We start from the raw sequence: 11,118 nt of genomic DNA on the forward strand, positions 1-11,118 counted from the left end.
ATTCTTGAAAAAACCTTAAGAATCAGCATTCGGACAATACACTAAAAAAGATACACTAAAAAATACTGTATCTTTTTTAGTGTATCTGTATTATTTGCAGGATTTAAAAATACATTTCTTTTTCGTGATGGTTTTTGATCAACTCCAGCAGGTAATACTCTTCTGTCTTCGGCACTTCGATATTCATCAAGCGCGAAAATGATTGGACATGCACATGCAATTGGCCGTAAAGAGGATTCTCCTCCATCGCTGCTAAATCAATTTCAGAAACAGTCAATGGTTGACGCAATAAGATCCGCTCCAGCATACCTGCGCCATGCATCACAAAATTGATCTGAAAGCCTTGCTGCGCCCCTACCAAATCCAAATCGTGAATGATCTCTTCGCCAAATTTCCACAACGGCTCTACCACTTTTTTCGCATTGATATAGGTAAAATTTTCCTCTAAATACCGAACACAGATTTCCTTTGCCTGCCGATCATCTAGCTGCACTTCATCTTCAAAACTCAAATCGTTTTCCAATAAGATATCATCCAACAAAAGATCAACATCTTGGTCGATAAAACGTTCTAATGAAATAAACGGTGCATCGATATGCGGATCAATGATCCCCGTTGCGGCAATCAGCCGGTAGCGCTGTTGAATCTGATCCAAGTCCGTTCTCAGATCCGCCACCGATAAGGTCACTACGTCAACATTTTGATTTTGGCGTTTTGACAATGAGCTTTGGATCAATTCTTTGATGCGCTGCGCTGTCCCTTTTCCCGAAGCGCAGACCGCTAGAATCGCTTTAGGCTGGTGGTTTTGTGTCACTGGTTCTTCCACAGTGACCGCTCCGTATCCGCGGAACTTCCGTAATGAATCATAGAGCTGATCGAGGTCCGTGCCGATCACTGATGCTTTACGGACCGTCTCAAGGACGATGGAGGTAGTCACCATATCGACTGTTCGAACAGCCACACCCGTTTCTCGCTGGATTTCATTATTAAAGGTCGCTAAGGACCCCATATCGACTAAGAGGATCACCCCACTGCCGTCATTGACTGCTCGTACACTATCCACGATTTTTTTCAACGCCACAGCCGGTGGCATATCTAATGGCATGTCCACCGCTGTCACTTGATCGACTTCCAACAGCTGCTTGACTACTTGTACCATACTACTAGCCGTACTGTTGCCGTGAGCTGCCACAACGACACCAATTTTCCCAGAGGAATGTGTCGTACGCAGTGAAACCAATAGAACTGCCAAGTAATAGGATTCACTTTCAGGAATCGCCACGTGAAAGCTGTCGCCGATGAAGTCGCGGACTTCTTTGGCAACTTCGAACTCTTGGGGGTAATCCGCCACCATTTGACGAATGTTGTCGTTGGTTTGCCGTTCTTCTCCCAAATGGATCTTTTTCAAAAAAGAACTGATATGCAAACTCATCGCGTAAATAAAGTTTTGCTGGAAATCGTAATTTAACCGTTTCCGAACCATCTCATAAATTTGATTTGTTACACTGATCACTTTCTGATCGACAAATTCACTTAGTTTATTGACAGAATTAAAAGAGAAGCCGTGATCTTTATAAAAAGATTTCAAATGAACATTGATATCAGTTGAAATAAAATGATTGATTGCTTCTTGATCCAAACCATCTGCTTTTAATAAGGCTGCTTTATCCCCGATGATGTCGTAGAGATTGTAAGGCAATTCATAGGAATCTGATTGAATATTGTTTAAGTTTTGATTCGGTTGAATGCTGATCTTCGGTTCAAGGATTTTAGAAAGCTCCGCCAGCTCATTGCGGCGATTCCCCAAAACGATCAATCCTGAACGAATCCCTTCTGGCAAATCGATCAAATCGATCTCAATCTCATCTTGTTGCATATGATTCAAAAAGCCCCGTGCACAGACGAGCTGGACATTGGATTTCAATTGACCGATATTCCCAAAACTGACACTGCCGATCAACGCTTTGACTACATCTTCTGTCAAGGTGATCGTCCGCTGAATACGGGACGCCTCTTGCCCGACTAACACCCGAACGAGATCGACTTTTTCTGATGCGGGTCGTTTCTCAAAGAAGGGCAGTTGAATATTGATAGGAATGCGTCGGGTAAAGGTATCTAATAGCGTTGAGTTGGGGTCTTCGGTAGTGGCTCCAACGATTCGGACATTCGCTTGATGATTTTTGCCCGTTTCCCCTAAACGACTAAACGTTCCATGGTCCATAAAGTAAAAAATCATTTCTTGCCCTTCTGGCGGTAATCGATGGATCTCATCGAGAAACAACATACTCTCATCCGCTTGATCAATAATACCGATCTTCTCTTGATCGGCACCCGTAAAGGCCCCCCGTACATAACCAAACAAATGGCTCATCAAAAGCTCTGGGTTATTTGCATAGTCGGCACAGTTAAAGACGATCAATTCTTTGTCATCGGCAATTACTTGATTGCTTTTGGCAAACTGGAACATTGCATGGGCAAAGTAGGTTTTCCCAGAACCAGTAGGCCCTGTGATCAAGCAGTTTAGCCCTTTTGGCGGATACAAGATGGCTGCTTTCGCCTGCTCAACGGCATTTTTCATACTTCCGTTGGCACCGATGATCGTCGCAAAAATATCTCGGTCAGAGGGTTTTCCTTGTACCCGTTGAGGGAAGGCTTTTTCTCTTTGCGGGCGACTTTCTTTGTAGCTTGGCACATACTTTTCCCTACTGCTGGGATCGACCCCTGCCGCCCAGTAGCGAACAGGCCGCGAGTCGCTTTTTTCGACGCGCCCTTCTTTGACAAGCTTATTTAAATCCTTACTGGCATTACTGCGCTGAATGGCTAAATGATCGGCAACTTCTGAAGTAGACAACCCTTTCTTTTCCCCTAAGCCGCTCATCGTATTTTCGACGATATATTGATAAATCCGTTCGATTCGCTTGCCCAACAGCTTCGCCTCCTTGTTTTTTCCACTTGAATACTTTACTCATTTTTCTATAAAAAAGCAACTTTTTTTCCGCACAGAAAAAGCAAAATACTTTGTTCGAAAGAGCAATAGAACGTCCTATCACATGCTACTCTCAGCATAAAGCATTTTGCCAAAAAAAGATATTCAAAAGTCAGGATGCGTTAGGCTTTTTCATTGGGAATGAACGCTGGTACCTTCTCAGGAAACCATTGCAGTTCTTTTTGCATCCAAATCACATCGTGCCATCGATTGAACTTATAGCCGACCTGCGCAAAATCAGCAACTTTCCGATACCCAAACTTCTCATGAAAAGCCTCGCTTTGTTGATTGCCTCCTGTAATGCATGCAGTCAGATTGACCACGTTTTGCGCTTTTAATTTTTCTTCAAGCGCTTGATAAAGAGCGGTGCCGAGCCCTTTTGCTTTGGCATCCGGTGCTAAATAAACGGTTACTTCAACGGTCCAATCGTACGCAGCCCGTTCTTTATAGGCTGACGCATAGGCATAACCGACGATTTCACCAGCCTCTTCTGCAACGAGATACGGGTAACGTTTCAAGGTCTTGGCGATGCGTTCCGCGAATTCTTGAACCGATGGCACCTCCGTTTCAAAGGTAATCGGCGTATTTTCTACATAATAAGCATAGATCGCTGTCAAGGCTTGGGCATCTGCAATCGTGGCAGAACGTATCGTCATAGAATCCCTTCTTTCAGTAAATTTTTTCCCAGTATACTCTTTCTGAACAAAAAAAACAATCCGCTTTTGACGGATCGTTTCCTAGTGATAAATGATTTAGCGGGCTTTTTCAGCTCCGCAATACACGGTAAGATGCTGTGGCAGTACCGCTACTGTGATTGGCAATTCAGGTCCTGGATCACCATCGACATTTGTTTCGATCGTTGCCCCATCCGCCAAACGAATCGCAGCTTTATCAAAGGTTTGATAGCCAAGAACATCATTTGATTCTGTCACCCCTTTGAGAAGCTCTGGGACACTTTTGACGGTCTCCCAAAGATTCGTATCCTTCAAGTAGATCAGATGTAATTTGCCGTCATCGGTACTCGCTTTAGGCAAAAGAGATTCGAAACCGCCGATCGTATTGGATGACCCAACGATCATCGTACTGCTTTCCACAGCGATCGTCGTTTTTTCGCCATTATTTTCGGCGGTCACTTCAAACGGATGACTTTCATTTTTCCGCACTTCCCGCAGACCAGAAACAAAATAGGCCATTTTTCCCAGCTTGGTTTTTTCTTCGACCTCTACGTTGTTGATCGCTGCTGGAATCATACCGATCGCCACCACATTGGTAAAATAGTCTTGATTGACCTGACCAATATCGATTTTTCGGGTGTGATCCACTGCAAATGATTCGATGGCTTCCTTAGGATCTAGTGGAATCGCTAATGCTCTGGCTAAATCATTTACTGTTCCCAGCGGGAAGAAACCAAAATTTGGTCGTTTGTCATGAGGGGCTAAGCCATTGACCGCTTCATTGACGGTACCATCACCGCCCATTGCAAAGATACTGTCAAAATCTGCTGCCGCTTCAGAGGCAAAACGTGTGGCATCTCCTTCTTTTTCGGTATGTTTGACCACGACTTCTGAAAAAGCTTCCCGCAACTTTTCTTCTGCCAGCTGCTCATATTCTTGGGCCTGTTCCCCACCAGAGCTTGGATTGACGATCAATAATGCTTTCATAAAACAGCCTCCTTGTTTGGGTTCATTTTCTATGAATCCAGTATAACAAGTTTCACGAAACCTGTCTTAAACGACCTCCGCCTATCCCCCTACAAAAAAAACACAGCCTAATCAGACTGTGTTTTTTCGAGTACTCACTTCATTTTATTAAACCAATCGTTTACGCAAACGCCCAGAAATAAAATCAATGATCGTGACCGTCACCACGATCCCTAATAAAATGATCCCTACACGGCTCCATGAACGCGCATTGATGGCAAAGATCATCGGTGTACCGATCCCACCTGCCCCTACGATCCCTAAGATCGAAGCTGAACGGACAGCCAGTTCAAATCGATACAAGGTAAAAGAAAGAAATTCTGGGATCAGTTGCGGCAATGTCGCAAAGCCTAATACATCCCAGCGGCTTCCTCCCGCACTAATGACGGATTCCGAGGGACCATGGTCCATGTTTTCGATCGCTTCGCTGTAAAGCTTTGCTAGCATCCCAATGGAATGGACACTGACCGCCAAGACTCCAGCAAAGGAGCCCGGACCTACCGTTTTGATAAACATGATGGCTAAGACGATTTCTGGAAACGTTCGAATCGCCGTCAGCACGATTTTCCCAAATCCCGATAACCAGCGAGGGCTGTTTTTGCTGCGCGCCGCCCAAAAGGCAAAAGGAATACTTAAAATCGATGACAAAAAGGTTCCAACAAAGGCAATCGCGACGGTTTCGATCATCAGACTGATCAAATCTTCGCCATCACCGGTATAAACATAGCCCCAATCAGGATGGATCAGGCCATAAAAGATCGAGCCGACAATTTGACCGACATTTTCTTTAACAGCAGCAAAAGGCACGCCAGCAAAAGCCCAGATATAAAGGAGGATAACGACTACAGCGATCAGCCAATTCCGTATTTTTTTCTTTTTCGGTTCTGCTGGCAACATCATAATAATCGCTCCCTTAATCTATTACTAATGGTATCAATCACCAAAACAACTGCAAAAATCACTAAGACGATGATCGACGTCTGGTCATATCGAAATTGGCTTAAAGATCGTTGTAAGAAAACACCGATTCCGCCTGCGCCGATATACCCAAGAATCGTCGATGCCCGCACATTGATCTCAAAGGCATAAAGCAAGTAACTAAGAAAATGACTCATGACTTGCGGTACGACTGCATAGCGGATGATATCAAACTTCGATCCTCCAGAAGCCGTGATCGCTTCGATCGGACCTTCATCAATCGTTTCAATCGATTCATAAAACAATTTGGTGATCATCCCAAAAGAAAACACAGAGATGGAGATCACCCCTGCAACCGGACCAATTCCGACAATGGCGACAAATAAAGCCGCCAGCATCAAATCAGGTACCGTCCGAATGATATTCAAAACAAAACGGAAACAACCACTGATCCAATGATTGGTCATGATATTTCGTGCTGCTAAAAGTGAAAACGGAAAGGCCGCCAGTGCACCAAAGGTTGTGCCGATGATCGCCATTTGTATGGTTTGCAAAATCGGCTCAACAATGATTTTGGCATACGCCCAATCAGGATGAGCCATCTTTTGTAAGATGACATTCATTTGACTGCTATTGCTAAAGAACCGTGCCAAATCAACACCTGAAATAGAGCCGCTAACGAACAATACCACTAAAAAAATGACGAGCCAAAGAACATTTTTCCATAGTCCGCTGCGTTTCGGCAACGTATTTGTCGTCATTGTCCCGCCCCTTCCTGCTCTTCCATGATCTCGCTGCCATAAATCTGTTTCAATCGCTGATCGGTCGCTTCACTGACAGGGCCATCAAAAACCAAGCCTCCGTCTCGCAACCCGATGATCCGCGTGCCGTATTCTCTTGCCAATTGGACAGAATGTAAATTGACTACGATGGTGATCCCCAGATCTTGATTGATCCGTTTTAAGTCATTCATGACTTTTTCAGTGGTTAACGGATCCAATGAAGCAACTGGTTCATCCGCTAAAATAATCTTCGGCTCTTGCGTCAACGCCCGGGCAATCGAAACCCGCTGCTGCTGACCGCCAGACAATTCATCGGCTCGGGTATAGACTTTTTCTGCTAAATTGACCCGCTGCAGTGATTGATACGCCAACTCTTTGTCCGCTTGCGGAAACAGACCCAGCAGCATTTTGAGCGTGGGATGATAAGCCACTCGCCCCGTTAAGACGTTTCGCAAGACACTCGAACGTTTCACCAAATTGAAGCTTTGGAAAATCATGCCAATGTCTCGACGAATCAAGCGCAGCTCTCTTCCTTTTGCTTTTGTGATCGACTTGTTATCGATTAAAATCTCGCCGCTTGTAATCTCGTGCAGTCGATTGATGGAGCGCAGCATCGTCGATTTACCTGCACCGGATAAGCCCACTACGATGACAAATTCCCCTTTTTTGATATCGATGTTCAAGTCCTTCAACCCCAACACCCCATTTGGGTATTGCTTGGTCACATTCTGAAATGAAATAATCGTTTCGTTCTCTAGAGCCATGATTCTCCTACTTTCTTTCCATTAGGTAAAAATTGCTGTCCATTCGAAAAGGGTACCTCAACTACCGGTACCCTCCCGATCTATTCATCTATTAATTATTGTCCGACTTGTTCCGCATACTCTCTTACGATGTCGAAATTGCTGTCTTGTGAAACAACGTATCCTTCATGAGAGTAAATATCAGAGATGATTTGTTTCCCTTCTTCATCTTTTCCGATCGCGATAAAGGCATCTTGGATTTTTTTGTCCCACTCTTCACTCATATCGCTGCGAACACTGATCGTATCGTTCGGAATCGGTTCGGTAAAGTACATTGGTTCTACCTCATCCATGATTTCTGGGTAATCATTTTTGACCGTGTTACGGGCATCTTCAAAAACGAACGCCGCATCAACGTCGCCATTCAAGACTGATAAGACCGCTTGGTCATGGCCTTTGACTTGAACAGTCGTCACATCCGTATTGATATCGATGCCTGCTTTTTTCATTTCTGCTACTGGCCAAACATAACCGGCAGAAGAAGTAACATCTTGCGTGGCAATCGTTTTGCCTTTTAAATCTTCCAACTCTTTGATGTCGCTGCCGCTTTTTACGACGATCATTGAACGATAGCTATCAACCAATTCATCCGTTGATTCGCCACCAGGCTGCTTGATGCCATAACGCTGTGCTTGCAATAACACCTTTACATTGCTTTGCTCATTTGCTAAAACATAGGCATTCGGCGGTAAAAAGCCGACATCTACTTGTTTCGAAGCCATTGCTTCGACGATTGTATTGTAGTCAGTGGAAACACTCACTGTAACTGGAATCCCCAATTCATCACTTAACAATTGCTCAAGTGGTTTTGCTTTTGCTTCTAATGTTTCTGCTGCTTGTGATGGGACAAATTGAACGGTCAACTTTTCTGGTACATATCCTGCTTCCTCAGCCGCCGAGTCAGTACTTGCTCCACCTGAGCCACATGCCGCCAGCGTAACTGCTGCCACCAAACCTAAACCAAACATTGCCGTTTTCTTCCAAACTTTCATCACTTTTTCTCCTTTTCATATAAAAAATCGAACTCATGGAATTCCGAACTTTCCTTTTTGATTATAAAAAACCACCGAATTAAAAACAATCTTTTTCGAATTACGAACGTTTTCTTTTTTGACAATGTTCGTGTTTTGACCGAAATCATTCGTGAGTACATTCTCAATAATCAACGTTTTTCGAAAGTTTCTTTCCATTTGTTCTACTTCCTCAGAGTATCAAATGAATATAAGGTTTGTGTTGTCAACGTGTAAAGATTCTGTTAACAGCAAAAGGAACTTTGTGAACAACAAAGCATGGACATACTCGTCATTCTTACCCCGAGTGCACAAATTTTCTTGAAACGTCTAACCAGAAGATGACCGCACACTTTTTTTTACGAAACAATACAAAAAAAGCAGAGGATTCCCTTAAGAACCTCTGCTTTTGACCTCATTCTCTTACTGTAAAAAGAGTCATTTACCCTTGATCCGTTGGCAGCTGCAACAAGAGTACATGCTCGTTCTCAATCATTTCACCCGTCAAAACAAAGCCATTGCGTTCGTAAAGCTTCGTTGCGATCTCGTTGCCATCCACAGCGGAGATCCTTAATTCTTGCGCTTGGATATGGGTTTTGAACCAATCTAACCCAGCAAGAAACGCCTGAGTGCCTAACCCTTGATTTTGGAAATTTTCTGCGATCATAAACCGCTCGATCCACCACGAAGCTTTTGGATAATCCTCATCTGCCTCGTAAAAACTAAATAGGATAAAGCCAACCATTTCCTCACCATTGTATAGGGCAAATGCCTGACGAGGTTCCTCATAGATCGCCTCTAACATTGAGTACCAATTGGGCGCAACAAAGTCTTCTTGCTCCTTCGTTGTCTTCAAATTCATGCACGCACGATAGTTTTCTTTCGTGATTTCTTTTAATTGAATCATTGCTTCGCTCCTTATCTAAGCCATTATAAATAACTATTTCGTTAAAACGGTTTCATCGGTGTATAAAAAAACACCCAGGTTACTTTTACGTAATCTGGATGTCATTTTCTTATGCTTCTTGCGCTACTGGATAAACAGATACTTGTTTTTTGTCGCGGCCTTTACGTTCGAAACGAACAACGCCATCAACTTTTGCAAACAATGTATCATCTCCACCGATACCTACGTTTACCCCTGGGTAAATTTTAGTACCGCGTTGGCGATAAAGGATTGATCCGCCTGAAACGGTTTGACCGTCAGCACGTTTCGCACCTAAACGTTTTGATTGAGAGTCACGTCCGTTAGAAGTAGAACCCCCACCTTTTTTGTGAGCGAAGAATTGCAAATTCATTTTCATCAACATGAGATGCACCTCCTAGTTTTCTTTAGTAGTTTTGATTTGGATATAATCGTTGTACTCTTCTTGAACTGATTGCAAGCCGATCAACAAATTTTCTAAAAGAATTTGTGCGATATTCGACTGCTCTTGGGTTAAACGAGAAGGCAGTGTGACTAATAAGTACCCACCATTTTCGTTATCTGCTTCAACTTTTGGCGCAACGCCAGCCAAAGCATCGATCCCATTGACTGCACTGATCGCTAAAGCGGATGCTGCAGCACAGACGATGTCTTTGCCGTATTCTCCTGCTTGTGCGTGTCCAGCTAGTTCAAAAGAAACAATCCGACCAGAGTCATTTCGTTTGAATGTCCCTTTGATCATATTCGTTACCCTGCTTTTCGTAAGAATTAAGCGTTGATCGCGTCAATAACAACTTTTGTGTAAGGTTGACGGTGACCTTGTTTACGGTGTGAATGTTTTTTAGGTTTGTATTTGAAAGTTACGACTTTCTTTTGTTTGCCGTGTTTTTCAACAGTCCCTTCAACAGTTGCTCCTGCAACGATTGGGGCACCCACTTTTGTTGATTCGCCACCTACTAAGATAACTTCATCAAAAGTAACCTTTTGTCCAGCTTCAACGTCTAATTTTTCAACGTAGATTGCTTGACCCACTTCAACTTTTACTTGTTTCCCACCAGTTTTGATAATTGCGTACATGCTCTACAGCACCTCCTTATAATATACTTAGACTCGCCATCCCAAGTGACTTTCGTACTTACTACTTGTTCTGTGCGGTTGTAGCTGTGGAGTCCACAATTACAACAGATTAACTTTATCAAAATGTTTTCCTAAAGTCAATCACTAATTAAGGAAAAGACAGAATTCTTTTGCTACTAGTCATTTCCTTTTGTGCATTTTTTGTTTTCTATTACTATAGAAGACAGAGCACAAGTGAAACAGAATTGGAGGAGTTTTCATGCAATACCCCAAAGAATTAGCCACTGCCGTTCAACAGGCGTCCCGCAGTTATCCGTTGGAAGGATTTGTTCCCGGTCAAGGACCGCTGCAGCCCAAATTGATGATCGTTGGGGAAGCCCCTGGTCGAACCGAAATCGAGAATTTTATTCCTTTTAGCGGACAAGCAGGAAAAGAATTGATGAAATCGTTGGCTTTAGCCGGTTTGACCCGTGAGGATGTCTACATCACCAGCGCTGTTCGCAGCCGCCCATACTCCGTCAAAGAACGGATCAACAAGCGCAGCGGTGCCCATGAGATCGTCCATCCCAATCGGACACCTACCAAAAAAGAAGTCTTGCTACACGCACCGCTGCTTGACTACGAGTTGTCCGTTGTAGATCCGCCTGTCATTGCAACTGTTGGCAATATCGGACTGCAGCGATTATTAGGCAACGCCTATTATATCAAAGATCACCATGGCGAAGTGATCCGTTCCAAAATACAAGAAAGCAATCCAACAAAAGATGGCTATCAATGGTCGGAAAAAGAATATTTGATCGTGCCGATGTATCATCCCGCTGCGATCTTTTACAATCGAACGTTGACTCCGCAAATCGAAGCCGATTGGCGAGGGTTAAGAAACATCCTCTCACAAATACCAGCCGACGAATAACGAC

General features: G+C 43.7%; 12 protein-coding genes and 1 other annotated feature. Of the genes, 1 reads left to right on the forward strand and 11 read right to left on the reverse strand.

Annotated features, from left to right (window positions below):
- Window positions 1–103: 103 nt before the first annotated feature.
- The 11 genes from P0G38_RS10685 to rplU form a co-directional block, all read right to left on the reverse strand.
- Window positions 104–2,926, reverse strand: a complete 2,823-nt coding sequence (locus P0G38_RS10685) for a sigma-54-dependent transcriptional regulator (RefSeq protein ID WP_476728973.1) — start codon at window positions 2,924–2,926, stop codon at window positions 104–106.
- A 182-nt stretch (window positions 2,927–3,108) separates the two neighbouring features.
- On the reverse strand, window positions 3,109–3,642 hold the full coding sequence (locus P0G38_RS10690; RefSeq protein WP_275850805.1) for a GNAT family N-acetyltransferase: 534 nt from the start codon (window positions 3,640–3,642) through the stop codon (window positions 3,109–3,111).
- 96 nt (window positions 3,643–3,738) lie between these two features.
- Window positions 3,739–4,647 carry a diacylglycerol/lipid kinase family protein gene (locus tag P0G38_RS10695; RefSeq protein ID WP_275850808.1) on the reverse strand — a complete coding sequence of 303 codons (909 nt, stop codon included), beginning with the start codon at window positions 4,645–4,647 and terminating at the stop codon, window positions 3,739–3,741.
- A gap of 147 nt (window positions 4,648–4,794) precedes the next feature.
- Window positions 4,795–5,586, reverse strand: coding sequence for a phosphonate ABC transporter, permease protein PhnE (gene phnE, locus P0G38_RS10700; RefSeq protein WP_275850812.1), 792 nt, complete (start codon window positions 5,584–5,586; stop codon window positions 4,795–4,797).
- A complete protein-coding gene (gene phnE, locus P0G38_RS10705; RefSeq protein WP_005235330.1) occupies window positions 5,583–6,365 on the reverse strand; it encodes a phosphonate ABC transporter, permease protein PhnE in 783 nt (260 codons plus the stop codon). Before phnE (P0G38_RS10705) ends, phnE (P0G38_RS10700) begins: the two co-directional genes overlap by 4 nt.
- Entirely contained in the window at window positions 6,362–7,150 is a 789-nt protein-coding gene (gene phnC, locus P0G38_RS10710; protein WP_005225755.1) for a phosphonate ABC transporter ATP-binding protein, read from the reverse strand. The genes phnE (P0G38_RS10705) and phnC overlap by 4 nt, the downstream gene beginning before the upstream one ends.
- 95 nt (window positions 7,151–7,245) lie before the next feature.
- Entirely contained in the window at window positions 7,246–8,181 is a 936-nt protein-coding gene (locus P0G38_RS10715) for a phosphate/phosphite/phosphonate ABC transporter substrate-binding protein (RefSeq protein WP_005235326.1), read from the reverse strand.
- A gap of 460 nt (window positions 8,182–8,641) precedes the next feature.
- On the reverse strand, window positions 8,642–9,106 hold the full coding sequence (locus P0G38_RS10720; protein ID WP_016610308.1) for a GNAT family N-acetyltransferase: 465 nt from the start codon (window positions 9,104–9,106) through the stop codon (window positions 8,642–8,644).
- A gap of 109 nt (window positions 9,107–9,215) precedes the next feature.
- The gene (rpmA, locus tag P0G38_RS10725) at window positions 9,216–9,509 is read right to left on the reverse strand and encodes a 50S ribosomal protein L27 (RefSeq protein WP_003126181.1); all 294 of its coding nucleotides are present in this window, start codon (window positions 9,507–9,509) and stop codon (window positions 9,216–9,218) included.
- A 12-nt stretch (window positions 9,510–9,521) separates the two neighbouring features.
- Window positions 9,522–9,866, reverse strand: a complete 345-nt coding sequence (locus P0G38_RS10730) for a ribosomal-processing cysteine protease Prp (RefSeq protein WP_005225752.1) — start codon at window positions 9,864–9,866, stop codon at window positions 9,522–9,524.
- Between the two features lie 26 nt (window positions 9,867–9,892).
- A complete protein-coding gene (gene rplU, locus P0G38_RS10735; protein ID WP_005225751.1) occupies window positions 9,893–10,201 on the reverse strand; it encodes a 50S ribosomal protein L21 in 309 nt (102 codons plus the stop codon).
- Between the two features lie 19 nt (window positions 10,202–10,220).
- Window positions 10,221–10,291 (reverse strand) — a sequence feature (ribosomal protein L21 leader region).
- Window positions 10,292–10,460: 169 nt separating this feature from the next.
- Between rplU and P0G38_RS10740 the strand changes: the two genes are divergently transcribed.
- Window positions 10,461–11,114 carry a uracil-DNA glycosylase gene (locus tag P0G38_RS10740; protein ID WP_010747984.1) on the forward strand — a complete coding sequence of 218 codons (654 nt, stop codon included), beginning with the start codon at window positions 10,461–10,463 and terminating at the stop codon, window positions 11,112–11,114.
- Window positions 11,115–11,118: the final 4 nt, after the last annotated feature.

The organism is Enterococcus casseliflavus (assembly GCF_029215545.1).
In the GTDB taxonomy this organism is placed as follows: Bacteria; Bacillota; Bacilli; order Lactobacillales; family Enterococcaceae; genus Enterococcus_D; species Enterococcus_D casseliflavus.